This window comes from Nonomuraea sp. NPDC048916, assembly GCF_040649575.1.
Taxonomy (GTDB): Bacteria; Actinomycetota; Actinomycetes; order Streptosporangiales; family Streptosporangiaceae; genus Nonomuraea.
Genome location: NZ_JBEZFS010000025.1, coordinates 61,737 through 80,474 on the forward strand (window position 1 = coordinate 61,737; position 18,738 = coordinate 80,474).

20 protein-coding genes are annotated in these 18,738 nt (G+C 70.7%); 6 read left to right on the forward strand and 14 right to left on the reverse strand.

Annotated elements, in window-relative coordinates:
• Positions 1–14: 14 nt before the first annotated feature.
• Together clpX and AB0C16_RS26125 are read right to left on the reverse strand one after the other, a co-directional pair.
• Positions 15–1,289, reverse strand: a complete 1,275-nt coding sequence (gene clpX, locus AB0C16_RS26120) for an ATP-dependent Clp protease ATP-binding subunit ClpX (RefSeq protein ID WP_357686564.1) — start codon at positions 1,287–1,289, stop codon at positions 15–17.
• Positions 1,290–1,311: 22 nt separating this feature from the next.
• Complete coding sequence (locus AB0C16_RS26125; protein WP_357686565.1) at positions 1,312–2,496, reverse strand: cytochrome P450; 1,185 nt, start codon at positions 2,494–2,496, stop codon at positions 1,312–1,314.
• A 111-nt stretch (positions 2,497–2,607) separates the two neighbouring features.
• On the opposite strand from AB0C16_RS26125, the gene AB0C16_RS26130 reads away from it, so the two are divergent.
• Positions 2,608–3,696, forward strand: coding sequence for a TetR/AcrR family transcriptional regulator (locus tag AB0C16_RS26130; protein WP_357686566.1), 1,089 nt, complete (start codon positions 2,608–2,610; stop codon positions 3,694–3,696).
• A gap of 92 nt (positions 3,697–3,788) precedes the next feature.
• Here the strand turns inward: AB0C16_RS26130 and AB0C16_RS26135 are convergent, their stop codons facing one another.
• Together AB0C16_RS26135 and map are read right to left on the reverse strand one after the other, a co-directional pair.
• Positions 3,789–4,595: a MerR family transcriptional regulator gene (locus tag AB0C16_RS26135; protein WP_357686567.1), complete on the reverse strand. Its 807-nt coding sequence runs from the start codon at positions 4,593–4,595 to the stop codon at positions 3,789–3,791.
• Between the two features lie 91 nt (positions 4,596–4,686).
• Complete coding sequence (map, locus tag AB0C16_RS26140) at positions 4,687–5,454, reverse strand: type I methionyl aminopeptidase (RefSeq protein ID WP_357686568.1); 768 nt, start codon at positions 5,452–5,454, stop codon at positions 4,687–4,689.
• A 47-nt stretch (positions 5,455–5,501) separates the two neighbouring features.
• Here map and AB0C16_RS26145 point away from each other — a divergent pair, with 47 nt between their 5' ends.
• Entirely contained in the window at positions 5,502–5,756 is a 255-nt protein-coding gene (locus AB0C16_RS26145) for a helix-turn-helix transcriptional regulator (protein WP_357686569.1), read from the forward strand.
• A gap of 10 nt (positions 5,757–5,766) precedes the next feature.
• Here AB0C16_RS26145 and AB0C16_RS26150 read toward each other — a convergent pair whose 3' ends face one another.
• The 5 genes from AB0C16_RS26150 to AB0C16_RS26170 form a co-directional block, all read right to left on the reverse strand.
• A complete protein-coding gene (locus AB0C16_RS26150; protein ID WP_357686571.1) occupies positions 5,767–6,801 on the reverse strand; it encodes a tyrosine-type recombinase/integrase in 1,035 nt (344 codons plus the stop codon).
• A gap of 93 nt (positions 6,802–6,894) precedes the next feature.
• Entirely contained in the window at positions 6,895–8,424 is a 1,530-nt protein-coding gene (locus AB0C16_RS26155) for a UDP-N-acetylglucosamine 1-carboxyvinyltransferase (protein WP_357686572.1), read from the reverse strand.
• A 16-nt stretch (positions 8,425–8,440) separates the two neighbouring features.
• Positions 8,441–10,144: an enoyl-CoA hydratase-related protein gene (locus AB0C16_RS26160; RefSeq protein ID WP_357686574.1), complete on the reverse strand. Its 1,704-nt coding sequence runs from the start codon at positions 10,142–10,144 to the stop codon at positions 8,441–8,443.
• 531 nt (positions 10,145–10,675) lie between these two features.
• Positions 10,676–10,930: a hypothetical protein gene (locus AB0C16_RS26165; RefSeq protein ID WP_357686575.1), complete on the reverse strand. Its 255-nt coding sequence runs from the start codon at positions 10,928–10,930 to the stop codon at positions 10,676–10,678.
• Positions 10,931–10,962: 32 nt separating this feature from the next.
• Positions 10,963–11,217, reverse strand: a complete 255-nt coding sequence (locus AB0C16_RS26170; protein WP_357686576.1) for a hypothetical protein — start codon at positions 11,215–11,217, stop codon at positions 10,963–10,965.
• 296 nt (positions 11,218–11,513) lie between these two features.
• Here AB0C16_RS26170 and AB0C16_RS26175 point away from each other — a divergent pair, with 296 nt between their 5' ends.
• Positions 11,514–11,678 carry a hypothetical protein gene (locus AB0C16_RS26175; protein WP_357686577.1) on the forward strand — a complete coding sequence of 55 codons (165 nt, stop codon included), beginning with the start codon at positions 11,514–11,516 and terminating at the stop codon, positions 11,676–11,678.
• A 127-nt stretch (positions 11,679–11,805) separates the two neighbouring features.
• Here the strand turns inward: AB0C16_RS26175 and AB0C16_RS26180 are convergent, their stop codons facing one another.
• From AB0C16_RS26180 to AB0C16_RS26200, 5 genes are read right to left on the reverse strand one after another with little or no spacing between them, the layout of a single operon-like run.
• Complete coding sequence (locus tag AB0C16_RS26180) at positions 11,806–12,180, reverse strand: nuclear transport factor 2 family protein (protein ID WP_357686578.1); 375 nt, start codon at positions 12,178–12,180, stop codon at positions 11,806–11,808.
• A 60-nt stretch (positions 12,181–12,240) separates the two neighbouring features.
• On the reverse strand, positions 12,241–12,546 hold the full coding sequence (locus tag AB0C16_RS26185) for a DUF952 domain-containing protein (RefSeq protein WP_357686579.1): 306 nt from the start codon (positions 12,544–12,546) through the stop codon (positions 12,241–12,243).
• The gene (locus AB0C16_RS26190) at positions 12,543–13,097 is read right to left on the reverse strand and encodes a GNAT family protein (RefSeq protein WP_357686581.1); all 555 of its coding nucleotides are present in this window, start codon (positions 13,095–13,097) and stop codon (positions 12,543–12,545) included. Before AB0C16_RS26190 ends, AB0C16_RS26185 begins: the two co-directional genes overlap by 4 nt.
• A 20-nt stretch (positions 13,098–13,117) precedes the next feature.
• On the reverse strand, positions 13,118–13,672 hold the full coding sequence (locus AB0C16_RS26195; protein ID WP_357686582.1) for a TetR family transcriptional regulator: 555 nt from the start codon (positions 13,670–13,672) through the stop codon (positions 13,118–13,120).
• Positions 13,669–13,992, reverse strand: coding sequence for an SMR family transporter (locus AB0C16_RS26200; RefSeq protein WP_357686583.1), 324 nt, complete (start codon positions 13,990–13,992; stop codon positions 13,669–13,671). The genes AB0C16_RS26195 and AB0C16_RS26200 overlap by 4 nt, the downstream gene beginning before the upstream one ends.
• 170 nt (positions 13,993–14,162) lie before the next feature.
• On the opposite strand from AB0C16_RS26200, the gene AB0C16_RS26205 reads away from it, so the two are divergent.
• From AB0C16_RS26205 to mgtA, 3 genes are all read left to right on the forward strand, one after another.
• On the forward strand, positions 14,163–15,068 hold the full coding sequence (locus AB0C16_RS26205) for a radical SAM protein (RefSeq protein ID WP_357686585.1): 906 nt from the start codon (positions 14,163–14,165) through the stop codon (positions 15,066–15,068).
• Positions 15,069–15,104: 36 nt separating this feature from the next.
• Positions 15,105–15,848, forward strand: a complete 744-nt coding sequence (locus AB0C16_RS26210) for a phytanoyl-CoA dioxygenase (RefSeq protein WP_357686586.1) — start codon at positions 15,105–15,107, stop codon at positions 15,846–15,848.
• A gap of 161 nt (positions 15,849–16,009) precedes the next feature.
• A complete protein-coding gene (mgtA, locus tag AB0C16_RS26215) occupies positions 16,010–18,643 on the forward strand; it encodes a magnesium-translocating P-type ATPase (protein ID WP_357686587.1) in 2,634 nt (877 codons plus the stop codon).
• Positions 18,644–18,738 lie beyond the last annotated feature (95 nt).

Below are 18,738 nucleotides of genomic sequence, written 5' to 3' on the forward strand. Positions count from 1 at the left end.
CTGGCCCGCGTTGGTCAGGCCGACCTGTCGCGGGGTTCCCGCCGGGCCTCGGGGCGGCCGCGCGGGACGAGGGTCGGGTTGACGTTGCCGAGCACGGTGGCGCGGTCGACCACGACCCGGGCCACGTCGTCGCGGCTTGGCACCTCGTACATGACGTTGAGCAGCACCTCTTCGAGGATCGCGCGGATCGCGCGGGCGCCGGTGCGGCGCAGCAGCGCCTGCTCGGCGATCGCGCCGAGGGCGTCCTCGGTGAACTCCAGCTCGACCCCGTCCAGCTCGAACAGCCGCTGGTACTGCTTGATCGGGGCGTTGCGCGGCTCGGTGAGGATCCGTGCCAGCGCCGCGTGGTCCAGCGGCTGGAAGGTCGAGACCACCGGCAGGCGGCCGACGAATTCCGGGATCAGCCCGAACTTGATCAGGTCGGCGGGCATGACCTGCGCCAGGGGGTCCTCCTCCGGGGGGCGTGGCGTGGCGCCGAACCCGGCGCGCCCGCGGCCGATCCGCTGTTCGGCGATCTGTTCCAGGCCGGCGAACGCGCCGCCGGCGATGAACAGCACGTCGCGGGTGTCGATGGCGATGAGGTCCTGCTGGGGGTGCTTGCGGCCGCCCTGGGCGGGCACGTTGGCGATGGTGCCCTCCAGGATCTTCAGCAGCGCCTGCTGGACGCCCTCGCCGGAGACGTCGCGGGTGATCGACGGGTTCTCGCTCCTGCGGGTGATCTTGTCGATCTCGTCGATGTAGACGATGCCGGTCTGTGCCCTGCGGACGTCGCCGCCGGCGGCGTGCAGGAGTTTGAGCAGGATGTTCTCGACGTCCTCGCCGACGTAGCCGGCCTCGGTGAGCGCGGTGGCGTCGGCGATCGCGAACGGCACGTCCAGCATCCTGGCCAGGGTCTGGGCGAGGTGGGTCTTGCCGCAGCCGGTCGGGCCGATCAGCAGGATGTTGGACTTGCCCAGCTCGACCGGCTCCTGCTGCCCGGCCTGTCTCCCGTTTTCCAGGCGCAGGCGCTTGTAGTGGTTGTAGACGGCGACCGCGAGTGTCCGTTTGGCGTGGTCCTGGCCGATCACGTACTGGTCGAGGAAGGCGTGGATCTCGCGGGGCGCCGGCGGCTCGCTCGCGGTGGCGGGGGTGCCCGGTTCCTCCTCGTGCAGGAGTTCGGTGCACAGCCCGACGCACTCGTCGCAGATGTAGATGCCGGCCGGCCCCGCGATGAGCCTGCGGACCTGCTCCTGGCTCTTGCCGCAGAACGTGCATCGCAGCAGGTCGCCGCGCTCGCCGATGCGTGCCACTCGGAAAACGCCTCCTCGGGGGTCAGAGGGTGACGGGCAGCGACGTCAGCCGCCAGGTGCCCGGGTCGGGGGCGCGCAGGTCCTGCCCGGGCGCGGCGGGCGCCAGGCGGGGGAAGCGCTCCAGGAGCGTGGTGAGCGCGACCTCGGTCTGCACGCGGGCCAGGGAGGCGCCGAGGCAGAAGTGCGGCCCGTGGGCGAAGCCGAGGTGCCCGCCGGGGGGCCGGGTGAGGTCGAGCCGGTCGGGGTCGGGGAAGGCGCGCGGGTCGCGGTTGGCGGCCGCGACGGCGACGGTCACCGTCTCGCCCTTGCGCACCGGCGTGCCGTACAGGTCGGTGTCCTCGCGCGCGTGGCGGGGGATCGCCAGCAGCGTCGGGCCGCACCAGCGGATCAGCTCCTCCACCGCGCGCGGCATGAGGGCGGGATCCGCGCGCAGCGCGGCGAGCTGCCCGGGCCGGCGCAGCAGCTCGTCCACGGCGTTGGCGATGAGGTTGGCGGGGGTCTGCCCGGCGATGAGCAGGTGCCACACGAGGGTGACCATCTCCTCGTCGCCGAGCCGGTCGCCGTCCTCGGCCTGGGCGCGGATCAGGTCGCCGAGCAGGTCGTCGCCGGGCTCTCGACGGCGCCGTGCGATGGCCTGCTTGGCGGCGTCCATGATGCCCGGGATGGCCTCGGCGAACGCGGGCCCGGCTCCCATCGCGACGGTGGCGCCGTAGCCGCGCCAGCGCGGCCGGTCGGTCTCGGGGACGCCGACCAGCTCGCAGATGACGTCGATGGGCAGCGGGCGGGCGAAGTGGGCCAGCAGGTCGACCCAGCCGTCCCCGGCGTGGCCCGGCAGGCCGTCGAGGAGCCGCCTGACGATCGGCTCGATCCGCGGCCGGAACTCCGCGGCGCGGCGGGCGCTGAACGCGGGCGCGACCAGCCTGCGCAGCCGGGCGTGCTCGGGGCCGTTCATCTCGCCCATGGTCCGCATGTACGGCAGGCAGTCGTCGGGCACGTCGGGCCGCATGTAGCTGGTGGCGTCGAGCTCGAAGCGGGTGTCGCCGAGCATGGCCCGGGCGCCCTCGTGCCGGGTCAGCGCCCACAGGGGGCCGAATCCCGGGGCGCTGATCCGGGCGAGCGGCGCCTGCTCGCGGGCGCGGCCGTAGGCGGTGAAGGGGTCGCGCAGCACCTCGGCGTCGGTGAGGTCGATCTCGGGGACGCCCGTCATGGTTCCTCCCGCAATCCGGATGGTCTCATCAGATGATCCCATCATCTGGATGGTCACGGTATCTTGGGCGAGGGCGGACGGCAAACCGCCGGAACCGGGGGAGGGGAGACCATGGGCCGGCTCACCAGAGCGCAGACCCAGGAACGCAACCGCGCCAAGGTGCTGGCCGCCGCCAGGGACGAGTTCGCCGACCGCGGCTTCCGCGACGCCAAGATCGACGACATCGCCGACCGCGCCGGCCTCACCCGAGGCGCCGTCTACTCCAACTTCCCCGGCAAACGCGCCCTCTACTTCGCCGTCCTGGCCGGCCTCGCCGAGCACGCCCCCCAGCCGCCGCCCCCCGGCCAGGACCGCACCGCCCGCGAGGCGCTCGCCGTGTTCGCCCGCGCCTGGGTCGCCCGCCTGCCCCTGTCCACCGACGAGCACCACGGCGCCGCCCGGCTCGGCATGGACCTGATGCCCGAAATCCTCGCCGAACACCGCACCCGGGTCGCCTACGCCCAGCTGATGAAGCTCGACGCCATCCTGCTCGGGCTCGCCCTGGAACGGCTGCGCCCGCCCGGCCGCCTGGTGCGCCTCGCCGAGGCCGTCCTCACCACCCTGCACGGTGTCAGCCAGCTGGCCGCCGCCGCGCCCGGCTTCACCGACCCGTTCGACGTGGTCAGCGTCTGCGAGCAGCTGGCCGGCCTCGACCTCGGCGGCGGCTGGCCCCCCACCCCCGCGGTGCCGCCCGCCCGCGTCACCGACGAGCCCTGGTCCCCGCCACCGGCCACCGACGCGGTCCGGGGCACACCCGCCGACCTCACGGACGACGGCGTGCTCGCCGTCCTCGGCCTGCACCGTCTCGAAGCGGCCGAGGAACTCGTGCGCGCCGCGCCACCCGCCGCCGCCGTCACCGCCGTCCTGGTCACCGGCGCCCCCGGCGAGCTCGCCCCCCTGGCCCGGCTCGTCGTCGCCGAGGTCTGCGGCTGCCTGCGCCAGGCCTTCCCGCCCTACGCCTGGCCACGCCTGCGCGTCGTGCACGACCCCACCGGCGCGCTCGCCGCCGCGGCCGGAGTGCCCGCCGTCGGCGACGCCACCGAGGTCGCCGTCCGTGTCCGGGGCGGCCGGATCGTCGCCCGCGCCGACGGCCGCGGCGCCGGCCACGCCGCCGCCACCAGCGGCGAGCACGTCACGGCCCGCGACCGCCACACCCGGTGAGGCGACCGCCCGCCCTCACCGCGACACGACGAGGACCCGGGCCGGGCATGGATACCCGGCCTCATCCACCCCCTGGCCATGGCCGCCGCCCGTCACACCCGCCCGGCCTGCCCCCCGCCCGGATCGGCTTCCTGACGGGGCACCCCGTGCCGGGCGGCGTTGGCGTCGACCGCCAGCCGGAAGTACGCGGCCAGGCCCGCCGCCAGGGCGTCGAAGACGGCGGTGAACCGGGGATCGCTCACATACAGCTCGCCCAGCCCGCGATGGACCTCATGCGAACAGTCGTAGAACCAGCGGGAGATGTGCCCCCGATGCCGCTCGGCCACGTCCATCACCCGCTCCCCGTCAGGCGCCAGCCCCGCCTCGAACGCCGCCGCCAGCTCCTCGCTGATCGCCCCGGCCTCCGCCTTGATCTCCAGCCAGTCGGCCCGGGTGTAGGCGGCGACACGGCGGCGGCTCTCGGTGTAGCGGCCGTCGCCACCCCACCGGCGTTCCACCTCGGCCTCGTGATCCTCCGGCCGGAAATCACCGAACACCTCGAACCTCTCCTCCGGCGTCAGCGCGACGCTCATCAAACGGGCCTCCAGGGCGCGCTCCACCGCCGCGATCACCTCACGCAGCCGCTCGGCCCTGCGGGTCAGCAACTCGTGCTGGCGCCGCAGATGGGTCATCTCGTCGGCCCGCGGCTCGTCGAGGATGACGGCGATCTCCTCCAGCGGAAAGCCCAGCTCCCGGTAGAGCAGCACCTGCTGCAGCCGCACCAGGTCGGCCTCGGTGTAGCGGCGGTAGCCCGCGCGCGTCCGCTCACCCGGGCTCAGCAGGCCGATCTCGTCGTAGTGGTGCAGTGTCCGCACCGTCACCCCGGCCAGCCTCGCCACCTGCCCCACCGAGAAGCTCATCCCCCCACCCTGCACCCTCACGTGACGTGAGGCTCAACCCGGCGCGGGCCGCACGGACCCTCCCGCCGGGGGAGGGCCCGTCGCGCCGAGGTCAGGGGAGGGTCAGGATCCGGGGGCCGTCGTCGGTGATCGCGACCGTGTGCTCGGCGTGGGCGGCCCGGCTGCCGTCCACGCTGCACAGCGACCAGCCGTCGGCCGCCGTCAGGTAGCGGCTGTGCCCGCCCGCGATGAACATCGGCTCGATCGCCAGCACCAGGCCCGGCCGCAGCACCAGGCCGCGGCCCGGCCGGCCGTGGTTGGGGACGTGCGGATCCTCGTGCATGCGGCGCCCGATCCCGTGGCCGCCGAAGTCCACCGGCACGCCGTAGCCGCCCGCGGACGCCACCGACGCGACGGCGTGACCGATGTCGCCCATCCGGTTGCCGGGCACCGCCGCCTCGATGCCCGCCCGCAGCGCCCGCTCGGCCGCCTCGATCAGCGCCGTGTCGCCCGCCCGGGGACTCCCCACGCTGAAGCTGACCGCCGAGTCACCCGCCCACCCGTCGAGGTAGGCGCCGCAGTCGACGCTGACCAGGTCGCCGTCTCTCAGCTGGTAGCGGCCGGGGATGCCGTGCACGATCACGTCGTTGACCGACACGCACGTCACCGCCGGGTAGGGCGTCGGCGCGAACGGCGGATGGTAGTGCAGGAACGCCGAGGTGGCGCCCGCGCCGGCGATCACCGTGGCCGCCACCTCGTCCAGCTCCTCGAGCCGCACCCCCACCGCAGCGTGCCTGACGACCTCCTCCAGGGCGCGGGCCACGACCCGCCCGGCCTCACGCATCGCATCGAGCTCGGCCGCCGATTTCAATTCCACCATGCCGATAACTATACCGGTATTTGTATCCCGGTTATAGACTGGGGCACATGGTACGACCCCCGCTGACACCCGAGGAACGCCTCCGCGGCGAGCGCCTCGGCCTGCTCCTGCGCCAAGCCCGAGGCGAACGCAGCATCGTCGAGGTCGCCAGCGCCGCCGGCATGTCCGCCGAAACCCTCCGCAAGATCGAGACCGGCCGCATCGCCACCCCCGCCTTCTTCACCATCGCCGCCCTGGCCGAGGTCCTCGACCTCCCCCTCGACCACCTCGCCGTACGACTCGCGCCCGGCGTACCCACCTGAGCCACCCCGCTCAGCCGGACGGCCGCGGCTCCCGCAGCAACGGATGCGCCCGCATCGCCACCTCCAGCTCACCCGGCAGCTCATCACGGTAACGCCCCAGCGTCGACAGGTCACTGTGCCCCAGCACCCGCCGCACCGCGTCCATGTCGACCGCGTCGGCCAGCAGATGCGTCGCCGTCGTATGCCGTAACCCGTGCGGCGTCACCGACCGCCGCCGCTCCGGATCCACCCGCGCCTGCACCCGGTCGATCACCCCCTGCACATCACCCCGCGCCAGCCGCCGCCCCCGCCACGACAACAACAGCGCCTTGTCCGGCACCGCCGCCCGCCCCCGCGCCAGATAGTCGTCCAGCGCCACCGCCACATCACGGGGGAGAGGCACATCACGCGTACGGCCCCCCTTGCCGAAGATCCGCCAGTAACGCACCCCGTCATTGGTGTAGAAATCCTCGACGTTGGCCCGCACCAGCTCCGAAACCCGCGGCCCCATCGTCGACAGCAACAACACGATCAACGCGTCACGCAACTCCATCCGCTGATCACGCCTGCCGCCGCCCCGCTCCTCACCCATCGACCGCGCCGCGCCGATCAGCCCCTGCGCCTGCTCCCGCGTCAACGCCCGCCGCTCCGGCCGCAACCCGCCCCGCTCCCGCGCCGACACCGTCGAAGCCGCCATCGGATCGACCTGCACCCAGCCCATCAGCACCGCGTGCTTGAACAACGCCGACACCGACCGGCGGAACCGCGCCTGCGACGACGGCGACTGCGACGCGCCCCCGGCGACCCCCACCCGATCGGAGCCCCCGGAACGACGCCCATCCGGCTTACGCGCGAACGCCAGCAACACCGCGTCCACGTCCTCACCCGTCAGATCGTCGAGCACCACGCCCGCACCCGCCAACGCCACGAACGTCACCACGTCCCGCGCATACACCTCCGCCGTCGACCGCGACAACGCCCCCGTCAGCGACTTGGCCCGCACCAACTCCACATAACGATCAGCCGCCTCCGCCACCGGCACCCGATCGAGCTCCGCAGGCCGCACCGTCCCCCCTCACCCTCACCACGAGATCCACGAAAAGGAGATCCACGAAAGGAAGATCCACCAAGAGACGCTAGCGGCCGCCACCGACAGAAATCAGATGTCGCGGAACGTCTCGATCCGCGCCCCCAGCGCGTTCAACCGCTCCGCCAGATCCTCATACCCCCGGTTGATCACATACACGTTCCGCAACACCGACGTGCCCTCCGCCGCCATCATCGCCAGCAGCACCACCACCGCCGGACGCAACGCCGGCGGGCACATCATCTCCGCGCTCCGCCACCGCGTCGGCCCCTCCACCAGCACCCGATGCGGATCCAGCAACTTCACCGACGCCCCCAGCCGCGTCAGCTCCGTCAGATAGATCGCCCGATTGTCGTACACCCAGTCATGGATCAACGTCGACCCCTGCGCCGCCGCCGCGATCGCCGCGAAGAACGGCACATTGTCGATGTTCAGCCCCGGAAACGGCATCGGATGGATCTTGTCGATGGGGGAGACCAGCTTCGACGGCCGCACCGTCAGATCCACCAGCCGCGTACGCCCGTTCGCCGCCGCATACTCCACCCCCCGATCATGATCGAGGCCCATCTCCTCCAGCACCGCCAGCTCGATCTCCAGGAACTCCACCGGCACCCGGCAGATCGTCAGCTCCGACGACGTCACCACCGCCGCCGCCAGCAGGCTCATCGCCTCCACCGGATCCTCCGAGGGGGAGTAGTCGACATCCCGCTCGATCGACGCCACCCCGTGCACCGTCAGCGTCGTCGTACCGACCCCCTCCACCCGCACACCCAGCTGCTCCAGGAAGAAACACAGATCCTGCACCATGTAATTGGACGAGGCATTGCGGATCACCGTCACCCCGTCATGCCGCGCCGCCGCCAGCAGCGCGTTCTCCGTCACCGTGTCACCCCGCTCGGTCAGCACGATCGGCCGCGACGGCGACACCTTCCGATCCACCCGCGCGTGGTAGAAACCACCCGTCGCCGTGATGTCCAGCCCGAAATGCCGGAGCGCCGACATGTGCGGCTGCACCGTACGCGTGCCCAGATCACACCCGCCCGCGTACGGGATCCTGAACTGCTCCGTCCGATGCATCAGCGGACCCAGGAACATGATCACACTCCGGGTGCGGCGAGCCGCCTCCGTGTCCATCGCCTCCAGCTCCAGCCGCGCCGGAGGAACGATCTCCAGATCGTTGCCCTCGTTGATCCACCGCGCCCGCACCCCCACCGACGCGAGCACCTCCAGAATCCGGTAGACCTCCTCGATCCGCGCCACCTTCCGCAGGATCGTCCGCCCCGAATTCAGCAACGACGCGCACAGCAACGCCACGCACGCGTTCTTCGACGTCTTCACGTCGATACTCCCCGACAAGCGGCGGCCACCCACCACCCGCAGATGCATCGGCCCCGCGTAACCCAGCGACACGATCTCACTGTCGAGCGCCTCACCGATGCGCGCGATCATCTCAAGACTGATGTTCTGGTTACCGCGCTCGATCCGGTTGACCGCACTCTGACTCGTCGCCAGCGCGTCCGCCAGCTGAAGCTGCGTCCAACCACGATGCTGACGCGCGTCCCGGATCAACCGGCCAATACGCACAAGATAATCGTCTGTCACAAGACGAGACCATATCTCACATATGAGATGCGCCCCCGTTACCCGCCCCCGACGCGCCGGACCACTCCCGATGCACCGCCAACCGCTCCGGAGTCGACTCCGCCCTCCGCTTACCCACGAACGCCTCCCGCGCCGCCCGGAACCCACCCCGATCATCGAACATGTCCCGGCTCATCTCCGCCAACTCCTCCACCCTGTACGCGTCCAACGCCTTACGCCGCTCATCCACCTCCCGAGCCGCCCGCTTGGCCGCCAGCAACCGCTCATACCCCCCATCCGCCGCCAGCATCTCCGCGTACTCCACCACCCGCCGCTCGAACTCCAGCCGCGACCCCGCCACCACCCGATCCGCCAAACCCAGCTCCACCGCCTCCGCCGCACCCACCGGCAACGCCTCCCACGTCAACCGCCGAGCCACCGACGCCCCCACCCGACGCGGCAACACATACGTCCAGAACTCCGACCCGAACAACCCCATCGTCCGATAATGCGGATTCAGCACCACCCCCTCCCGCACCACCACCCGATCCCCGCCCAGCGCCATCATCACCCCGCCCGCACCCGCGTTACCGCCCACCGACACCACCACCAGCTGCCCCGCGCACTCGATCACCTCCCGGCACACCTGATTGATCGCGTTGATGTTCCGCCACGCCTCCACCTCCGGACGAGGCGCCGACTCGATCACATTCAGATGGATCCCGTTGGAGAACACCTCACCCCCACGCACCACCAGCACCCGCGTGTCCTGCGCCACCGCGTACCGCAACGCCGATACCAGCCTCAGACACTGCTCCGTCGACATCGCCCCGTTGTAGAAGTCGAAACCCACCACCCCCACCTCCGCACCACGGTCGTACGTCACCTCGCTGAACCCCTCCCGCTCACCCACCCCCGCGATCCGCTCACCCAGCACCACGGCCGCCGGCAACTTCACCGCCCCCGGCGCGTCCAACCGCAGCTGCCCCACCCACACCGACCCGTCCCCGGTGCGCACCAGCACCGCACCCTCACTCCGCCCGGCCACCGACCCCGGCCGCCCCGACACCGCCGGACCCCGATACACGTCGAACACCCGCACCGGCAGACCGCACAACTCCGCCCGGCCACCCGGCGCCCCGTCCGCCGCCCGCACCCGCCGCACCACCGCGTCCGTCGACTCCGCCCACGAGAACTCCCGATCCCCATGACGCATCGCCGGCCGCAACCACCCCCGCACCTCCGGCCGCCGGTAATCCAGCGGCACCGGCACGAACCCCGGATCCTCCGCCTTCGCCGCCACCTCCACCACCAGCTCCACCGCCGCGTCCGCGACCGCGCCGTTGTACAACGCCGACTTACGCGGCGGCTCGGCGGGCATCTGGAACGTCCGCCACCCCCAGATCGGGCCCGCGTCCATCTCCTCCACCGCCTGCAACGCCGTCACACCCCACTCCGGCTCCGCGTCGGCGATCGCCCAGTCCAGCGACGACGGCCCCCGGTCGCCCGGCGGGCCCGGATGGATGATGATCACGCGGTGCTCGCGCCACAGCCGCGCCGGCACCTTCTCCTTCAGGAACGGGCAGATCACCAGATCCGGCTTGGCCAGCTGGACCGCCTCGAGCATCACGCGCTCCGACAGCGCCAGCTCCACGCTGACGTCGTGACCGGCCCGGCGCAGCTCCAGCCAGGCGCGCTGGGTCAGGCCGTTGAACGAGGAGCACAGCAGCAGGATCCGCAACGGAAGATTCCTCCGGACGATCGAGGGGAGTGGGCGGGCCCGCGGCGCGGGCCGGGACTCCGGCCACCGCCCGGCCGCGGGTCACCCCAGCGTTCCCGGACGTTCACGGCAGTCCCATCAGCCCCGTTCACCCATCGATGCTGACATACGTGAGCAAACTTCGCTGACAATCCACCACAAAAGACAGCTCCGGATGGCCCCGATCACCCCTGTGTGTCCGGATTTGTCCTCTAAATAGGGGAGGAGTCGTCACCTCCACCCGATCCGGTCGTCCGGCCGAAAACGGGCACATTCCGTACGATCGGCCCCGGAATCCGTCACCGCTCACGGGGGAGGGGGTCGCCGAGCGCCTCCACAGTCGCCCTCGCACATCCATGCCGAAGTCCGCGTCGAGGGGGACGGGCAGGCGAGACGCGCCCGCGGGCGAGGAGTCGCGAACGGCGCCCGTCGGCCAGTTGTTCGCTTTTGTGCACACAAAAGCCATACCAAACAGAATCCACCTTCTGTCTGGTATGGCTTGTTTCGTGCTGGTCAGAGGCGGTTCACGAAGCGGGTGGCGGCGCGGTGGCTCATGCCGGTCTCGCCGCGCACCAGGAACACGGCCTCGCGGATCTGGCCGACCGCCTTGAGCTCGCGGGCCTGGTCGACCAGGTCGGCGCTGGGGGCGGGCCGGTTGCGGGGCCGGTAGGTCAGTCGCACGGCCAGGATGATCAGGTAGATGATCGCGGCCGTGACGACGGCGGTGAGCGCGATGAGGCCCGGGGTGGAGATCGCCAGGCTGGGCATGCACCGATCGTAGCGCCGCCCTGACGGCGGCGTCAGAGGCTGTTCACGAACTGTGCCGCCTCGTCCTGGCCGATTCCGGTTTCGCCGCGTACGAGGAAGATCGCTTGTTGGGTGCGGCCGGCCTCCTTGAGCCGGCGTACGCGGGTGGCGAGGTCGTCCTGTGGTCCGGCGGCTGGGACGTTCCGGCGTGATCGCCGAGTGGCAGTCAGGATGACGACCACGATGGTGGCGGCGATGAGGGCGAGAACGCCCAGGACAAGTAACTCCGGGATGCCGATTTGCGCCATGTGGTCATCCTAGGTCTGGCGATCAGTGCCCGGAAGATGATGTTTCTGGATGCTTGATAATGAACATTATGTCAAGTAACGGTCTGGCGGGCCACGGTGGGTGAGGGTGACCGTACGCTTGACCTTCAGTTGATTCACTGTTCTCGCAAGGTCATCCCCCTTTAAGGTGGGAATCTGCTATCGCGCCGCGAGAGGAGCAGCACGTGGGGAACCAATCTGTTTTATGCCCGGTGTGTCAGGGGGTTCTGCCTGCTTCGGGGCGGGATTCGTACACGACGCTGCGGGGACGGCTGATCGTGACGAACGGCTACTGCGCGGGTGGTTGCGAGGAGCGGCGGGCGGCCGCTGAGCAGGTGCGGCAGGTGGCGCGCCCGGTCGCGCCGTCGCAGCAGCAGGTCCAGCAGTCGGCTGCTCCGCTGCCGCCGGCCCGGGTGGCGCCCTCGTTGCGGGCGGTTCGCTGACGCGATTCGCCGGTGACGTTCGCCGGCGGGGGTCGTCGGCGGGGGTCGTCGTGGGGTGCCGCGTCGCGTGTGGGGGGCGGGGCGGTGCTCGTTGCCGGTGGGGGCCACTCCCCTGGTTTGTGTGCGGTCAGTGGTGGCCGTCGGTGGTGTGCCAGTAGTCGCGGGTCTGTACGGCGAGGCCGTCGGGGCCGAAGCGGGCGAAGACGCAGCCCGCGAGGGTGACGGGTGCGCCGTTGTCGATGGTGTGGGCGTGGAATTCGATGGCCGCCCGGTCTCCGTCGACGATGGGTGTGGCGAAGGTGACGCGGGGGTCGGTCTCGTTGGTGAAGGACCAGCGGATGTAGTCGGCGATGGCCCCTCTCCCCCGGTGTGGCGGGCGGAACGGCATGGAGGTGTGCACGGCGTCGTCGGCGTAGAGGGTGATGATGCTGTCGACGTCGTGGTGGGTCCAGCCGTGTTGCCAGGTGTCGGCGAAGCGTTGTGCGGCGGTTCGGGGGTCCATGGTGGTCATTGTGGTGGTTGGCGGGGGTTTGTGCGGGGTGTTTCGGTGGTGGGCCGAGGTTCAGCGGCCGGGGTGTTCGTAGGGGCGCACGGTGGTGACGGCGTGCAGCGGGAGTGGCCCGTACAGGTGGGGGAAGCCGTCCTCTTCGCGGATGTCGAGACCGGTGGGGTCGATCTCGAGGATGACCAGGGGGTCGGCGAGGTGGTCGTAGAAGGCGTCGTGGACGCCGTGGAGCTGGGTGAGGTCGTGGCTGCAGTGGATGAAGCCCTCCTGGTCGAGGGTGCGGCCGAGGGTGGAGACGCGGTAGTCGCCGGCTGATCGGGCGTGGTCCCAGTCGGTGCGGAGGGCGAGGTGGAGGATGGTCATGGGGTCCACTCGTTCTCGAGCATGGCGTAGATGACTTCGTCGGCCCATTCGCCTTTGACGTGTTCGTTGTGGACGAGGTGGGCTTCGCGGCGCATGCCGAGTTTTTCCAGGACGCGGGCGGAGGCGGTGTTGCGGCCGTCGAGGCGGCCGACGATGCGGTGCAGGTGGAGGTCGTGGAAGCCGAGGCGGAGCAGGTGTTTGCCGACTTCGGTGGCGTAGCCGTGGCCGTGGTGGCCGGGGTGGAGGACGTAGCCGATCTCGCCTTGGCGGTGGTGGGCGCTGGTCCAGATGAGGACGCAGTTGCCGATGAGCCGGCCGGTGTCGCGCAGGGTGATGGCGAGGTCGAGGGCGTCGCCTTCGTCGTGGAGGGCGGTGCGGGTGATCTTCTTGTCGAGGTGGGTGCGGACGGTGTCGAGGTCGCGGGGTTCCCAGTAGAGGTAGCGGGCGACGTCGGGGCGGGATTCGTAGGCGTGCAGGTCGTGGAGGTCGGCTGGGGTGAAGGGGCGTAGGAGGAGCCGGTCTGTGGTGATCGGGTAGCGGGGTTGGAGCACGTGGGCAGTGTAGGGAACGGTCACGTGGGGGGCGAGGCGTTTTCGATGGCGATGGCGAGGAGTGTGCGGGTTTCGTCGAGGGGGCGTTGTTCGACGAGTTGCTCGAGCCAGAGGGTGGAGACGGTGGTGTAGAGGAGGCGGACGCGGGGGTGGCCGGGTGGTTGGTGGAGGGTTTCGGCGATGAGCTGGACGCAGCCGTCGGTCCAGCGGCGGGCGATCTGCTGGAGGACGGGGTCGCGGCCGGCGTGGACGTAGAGCTCCCAGAGGCCGAGCTGGCGGTGGCGGTCGGTGGTGGCGATCTGGTCGGCGAGTGCGGTGAGGCCGTGGTCGGTGATCCAGGTGCGGATGGTGGTGAGCTCGGTCTGGACGAGCTGGGCGAAGGCTTCGGCGAGGAGTTGGTCGCGGGAGGTGAAGTAGTAGGTGGTGGCGGCGAGGGGCAGGTGGGCGCGGCGGGCGACGGCGCGGTGGGTGACGGCGGCGAAGCCGCCTTCGGTGAGGAGGTCGACGGCGGCGGTGAGGAGGGTGGCGCGTCGTCGGCGTCCGCGTTCCTGGGGTGGTGGGGTGTGGGGGGTCAATGGCCACCTGCGAGGTTGAGGACGACGACGCCGATGATGATGAGGAGGATACCGCCGATCTTGAAGGTGGTGAGGGGTTCTCCGAGGAGGAGGGCGCCGATGAGGGCGATGGCGGCGGTGCCGGCTCCTGCCCAGATGGCGTAGGCGGTGCCCATGTCGAGCTGGAGTTTGAGGGCTTGGGCGAGGAGGGCGAAGGAGGTGATGTAGCCGGTGGCGGAGGCGGCGGTCCAGGCGAGGTGGGTGAAGCCGTTGCTGAGTTTGAGGGCGGTGGTGGCGATGACCTCTGAGGCGATGGCGAGGGCGAGGAGGAGCCAGGCCATGGAGGGTCTCCTTCGGGAGTGGGACGGCCGTGCCAGTTTAGGCGGGGCTTGGCGGGTGTCCGGTGGTGGCCTGGTGGGGAAGCGCTTGAAAAGCCAGTCGAAAGCGTGTTCCACTGTGGGGTGTGGGTTGGGACGCGCTTCCGCTTGTTGACGCCGCCGACGACCGTCCTGTGATCGAGCGGCGGGCGGTTCTGCGTGGCGGGTTCTACGAGACGCAGGCCCGCACGATGATCGAGCGGGTGCCGCGGGCCGCGGGCATCGCCCAGCGGTGGGCGGTCTCGCCCTACCGGGGTTGCGCCCATGCCTGCCGCGGCTGCGGCGCTCGTGCGGGTCATCGCAGGCTGGGGCTGGACGCGGGGCGTGACTTCGACTCTCGCATCGTGGTCAAGCCCAACGCGGTGGCGCGGTTGCGTGCCGAGTTGGGCCGCTGGGGTGGTGAGGCGATCGCGGTGGGGGTCACCGGTGACTGCTATCAGCAGGCCGAGCAGACCTATCGGTTGATGCCGGGTGTGGTGGAGGCGCTGGCGGGGGCGGGGGTTCCGTTCACCGTCTATACCAAGGGGCCGCTGGTGTTGCGTGACGCGGCGTTGCTGGCGCGTACGGGGGCGCAGGTGGCGGTGTCGATCGCGTTCGTCGACGAGCGGATCCGGCGTGCGGTCGAGCCGGGGGCGGTCGGTGCGCAGGCTCGGTTGGAGCTGGTGTCGGCGTTGGTGGAGGCGGGGGTGGCGTGCCGGGTGCTGATGGCGCCGGTGTTGCCGTTGCTGAGTGATGCCGCCGATCAGTTGTCGGCGACGGTGCGGCGGATCGCGTCCGCGGGGGCGACGGCGGTGGAGCCGGTGGTGCTGCGGCTGCCTTCGGGCACCCGGCAGTGGTATATGTCGTGGCTGGCCGGGGCGCATCCGCATCTGGTGGAGCGTTACGAGGAGCTGTACGACGCCGCCGGGCTGCCCTCCCCCGGCTATGAGCGGCGCATCACCGGGCAGATCGCGCAGTTGTGTCGGATGTACGGCATGCGGTCGGGGCCGCCCGAGCAGGTGCCGCGGTTGCCGCGGTTCCCGCAGTTGTCGCTGGTGTGAGTGCTGGCGTGAAAATGGGTGGACGCCGCTGTTAGCGTGCTCGGCATGGAGATCGTTGATGTCGGCCGGTTCGTCGCCGAGGGTTTCGTCAAGGTGGAGTCGGTGGTGCCGCGTGAGGTGGCCGATGAGGCGCGGGCGTTGTTGTGGCGGCAGATGGGCCTGTCCCCCGATGATCCGTCGGGCTGGACGCGGCCGGTGGTGTGGGCGGCCGACCTGACGGGTGCGGGGCCGTTCGGTGAGATCGTGCGCGGGGCGCGCCTGGGCGCGGCGCTGGATCTGGTGGCCGGGGAGGGTGGGTGGTTGCCGCGGGGCAGCCTGGGCAACATCCCGGTGCGTTTTCCGAGGGTGCCGGCGGCTGACGATCGTGGCTGGCACATCGACTCCAATACCGAGCGGGCGGATGGCACGTGGGGGGTGAGCGGGCGGCCGTCGACGATGTTGCTGCTCGTGTTGCTGTCGGAGGTGGGGCCGGATGACGCGCCGACCCGGATCCGGGTGGGTTCGCAGCGGGATGTGGCGGCGTTGCTGGCGGAGCGCGAGGGGGAGGTTCTGGATCCGTTCGTGGCCGGGCCGATGGTCGATCGGGTGAGCGTGGACAGGCCGTTGGCGTATGCGACCGGGCGGCCGGGTGACGCGTTCCTGGTGCATCCGTTCACGGTGCACGCGGCTGACGAGCATCTGGGGAGCCGGCCGCGGTTCATGTCGCAGGCGCCGGTGGTGCTGGCCGGGCCGTTCGTTGCGGGCGGTGAGACCGCGCTGGGCCGGGCCGTGCGGGGCTGACGTTCGGCCGGCTCCCCCAGTGTGCCGCTCCTCAGTGTGCCGCTCCCCCATCGCGCTTTCCCGCTGCGCCTCTTCGCTGCCGGGCGGGTCGGCGGATTCTGGTCTCTCACGCGTTCGTGTGTGACTGCTGAGGATTCGGGGGAAGGAGGACGGCGGGGTGGATGATGGTCGCGATCTCCCGTCCGGGTGATATGGCCCGGTTGGATGTCGATGAGGCGGCGGTGCTGGCGGCCGAGGTGGTGCTGGCCCGGCTGGGCAGCGGGCGCGATGGGCTGACGGCGGCGCGGGCGCGTGATCGGCTGGCGGTGCTGGGGCCCAACGCCGTCCGCACGCATCGGGTGCGGTGGCCGGTGGTGCTGGTGCGTCAGCTGCGCTCGCCGTTGCTGATCCTGCTGGCCGTGACCGCGGTCGCGTCCTCTTTTCTCGGTGAGCCGAAGGACGCTCTGATCATCGGTGTGATTTTGGTGGCTTCGGTCGGCCTGGGTTTTTTCAACGAGTTCCGTGCGGAGAAGGCCGCTGAGGCGCTGCACTCCCAGATCAGGCATCGTTGCGTGGTCTGGCGGGACGGCCGGCCCGGCGCGGTCGATGTGACCGGGTTGGTGCCTGGTGATGTCGTGGAGTTGCGTCTGGGTGAGGTCGTGCCGGCTGACCTGCGGCTGATGTCGGTGTCGGGTCTGGAGTGCGATGAGTCGGCGCTGACCGGGGAGTCGCTGCCGGTGGCCAAGTCCGTGGCGCCGGTCGGTGCGGGCACGCCGCTCGCGGAGCTGGCCTGTTGCGCGTTGATGGGCACCGTGGTGCACGCGGGTTCGGGCGTCGGGGTGGTGGTGGCCACGGCGGGTCGTACCGAGTTCGGCAGGATCGCGCTCGCGCTGGGTGAGCGTCATCCGGAGACCGAGTTCCAGGCGGGGTTGCGTCGTTTCTCCCTTCTGCTGGTGCGTGTCGCGGCCGTGCTCACGGCGATGATCTTCCTGGTCAATGTGGTGTTGCGTCGTCCGGTGATCGACGCGTTGCTGTTCTCCTTGGCGATCGCGGTGGGCATCTCCCCGCAGTTGCTTCCTGCGGTCGTGTCGACCGGTCTGGCCTCCGGTTGCCGGCGGCTGGCCCGGCACAGGGTGCTGGTCAAGCGTCTGGTGTGCATTGAGGATCTGGGCGATGTCGAGGTGTTGTTCACCGACAAGACCGGCACTCTCACCGAGGGGCGCGTGGGTTTCATGCGGGCTCTGGACGCGGCCGGGCGGGCCGGTGACGAGCCGCTGGAGCTCGGCCTGTTGTGCGATGAGGCCACGGTCGATGCCGGTGGTGGGCGCGAGCGGGTGGTGGGCGGCAATCCGCTGGATCTGGCTCTGTGGGACTCCCCCGGTGCGGCGCGCCTGCGTGGCGGGCTGGCCCGCTATCGGCGGTTGGCTGTGCTGCCGTTCGATCATCGGCGGCGGACGGCGTCGGTGCTGGTGGAGCGTGATGACGGGCACCGTGTGATCATCAGCAAGGGTGCTCCGGAGGCCGTCCTGGCCCGGTGCGGGGGTGTTTCCGAGCAGGCCGCCGCGGCGCTGGAGGCGGAGTTCGCCGCGGGCAACCGGGTGATCGCCGTCGCCACGCGGGATGCGCCCGGGGCGACGGCGCTCACGGTCGGCGACGAACGTGATCTGGTCTTTCGTGGCCTGCTGGTGTTCCTCGATCCGCCGAAGGCGGGTGCCTCCGATGCGCTGCGGCGTCTGGCCGATCTGGGGGTCACGGTGAAGGTTCTCACCGGTGACAATCCGGCGGTGGCCGCGAAGTTGTGTGCCGGTCTCGGTCTGCCGGTCGCGCGGGTGGTCACCGGAGCCGAGGTCGACGCCGCCGACGATGCGAGTCTTGCCGTGCTCATCGACCGGGCGACGGTGTTCGCCCGGATCAGCCCGGAGCACAAGGCGCGGATCGTGCGTCTGCAGCGGCGCAGTGGGCTCGATGTGGCGTTCCTTGGTGACGGGGTCAACGATGCTGTCGCCCTGCATGTCGCTGATGTCGGCATTTCGGTTGAGTCGGCGGCCGATGTCGCGAAGGACGCCGCCGATGTGCTCCTGCTGGACAAGGACCTGGGCATCCTGGCCGACGGTGTCCTGCAGGGCCGCCGGATCTTCGCCAACACGATGAAGTACGTTCTGATGGGCACCTCCAGCAACTTCGGGAACATGTTCAGCGCCGCGGGCGCCTCCCTGCTGCTGGGTTTCCTGCCGATGCTGCCCTCGCAGATCCTGCTCAACAATCTGATGTACGACACCAGTCAGCTGGCCATTCCCACCGACAGGGTCGACCCCGGCCAACTGGCTCGTCCCTCCCGGTGGGACGTCCGGCTCATCCGCCGCTTCATGCTGTTCTTCGGCCCCATCAGCTCGGTGTTCGACTTCGTGACCTTCGGGATCATGCTCTGGGTCTTCCAGGCCGGTCCGTCGCTGTTTCGCACCGGCTGGTTCGTCGAGTCGCTGGCCACGCAGACCTTGGTGATCTTCGCGATCCGGACCCGGCGCGTCCCGTTCTTCCGCAGCCATCCCAGCATTCCCCTGTTGCTGGCGGCCCTCGGCGTGGTCACGGTCGGCGCCCTGCTGCCTGCCACCCCCATGGCCGCCGCCTTGGGCTTTCAGCCGCTTCCCGGGCCGTTCTTCGTGGCGCTGGTCCTGATGGTGGCCGCCTACCTGCTTCTCATCGAGTTCGCCAAACGCTGGTTCTACCGCACCGTGCCCGCCGTTCCGGCGATCCGCTCGCGTACCCCCGGCCACCGTACCCACCGGCGGGCCGGCCGGTTCAGCGCGCGGACCTGACCGCGTTCCCGGTGAGGCTCGTGTTCATGCGGTGGCCGTCCTGGCGGGAGGCTCGTCCGTGGCGGGGTTCCGGGTGGCGGGGTTCTAGGCTGGGC

Excerpts from the sequence above, each read along its gene's own strand:
- mgtA (WP_357686587.1), top strand. The coding sequence starts at position 16,010 with ATGATGGTCGCGATCTCCCGTCCGGGTGATATGGCCCGGTTGGATGTC.
- AB0C16_RS26145 (WP_357686569.1), top strand. The coding sequence starts at position 5,502 with ATGGTACGACCCCCGCTGACACCCGAGGAACGCCTCCGCGGCGAGCGC.
- AB0C16_RS26200 (WP_357686583.1), bottom strand. The coding sequence starts at position 13,992 with ATGGCCTGGCTCCTCCTCGCCCTCGCCATCGCCTCAGAGGTCATCGCC.
- AB0C16_RS26180 (WP_357686578.1), bottom strand. The coding sequence starts at position 12,180 with ATGGACCCCCGAACCGCCGCACAACGCTTCGCCGACACCTGGCAACAC.
- AB0C16_RS26135 (WP_357686567.1), bottom strand. The coding sequence starts at position 4,595 with ATGAGCTTCTCGGTGGGGCAGGTGGCGAGGCTGGCCGGGGTGACGGTG.
- AB0C16_RS26165 (WP_357686575.1), bottom strand. The coding sequence starts at position 10,930 with ATGCCCAGCCTGGCGATCTCCACCCCGGGCCTCATCGCGCTCACCGCC.
- AB0C16_RS26130 (WP_357686566.1), top strand. The coding sequence starts at position 2,608 with ATGGGCCGGCTCACCAGAGCGCAGACCCAGGAACGCAACCGCGCCAAG.
- map (WP_357686568.1), bottom strand. The coding sequence starts at position 5,454 with ATGGTGGAATTGAAATCGGCGGCCGAGCTCGATGCGATGCGTGAGGCC.
- AB0C16_RS26170 (WP_357686576.1), bottom strand. The coding sequence starts at position 11,217 with ATGGCGCAAATCGGCATCCCGGAGTTACTTGTCCTGGGCGTTCTCGCC.
- AB0C16_RS26125 (WP_357686565.1), bottom strand. The coding sequence starts at position 2,496 with ATGACGGGCGTCCCCGAGATCGACCTCACCGACGCCGAGGTGCTGCGC.
- AB0C16_RS26185 (WP_357686579.1), bottom strand. The coding sequence starts at position 12,546 with ATGACCATCCTCCACCTCGCCCTCCGCACCGACTGGGACCACGCCCGA.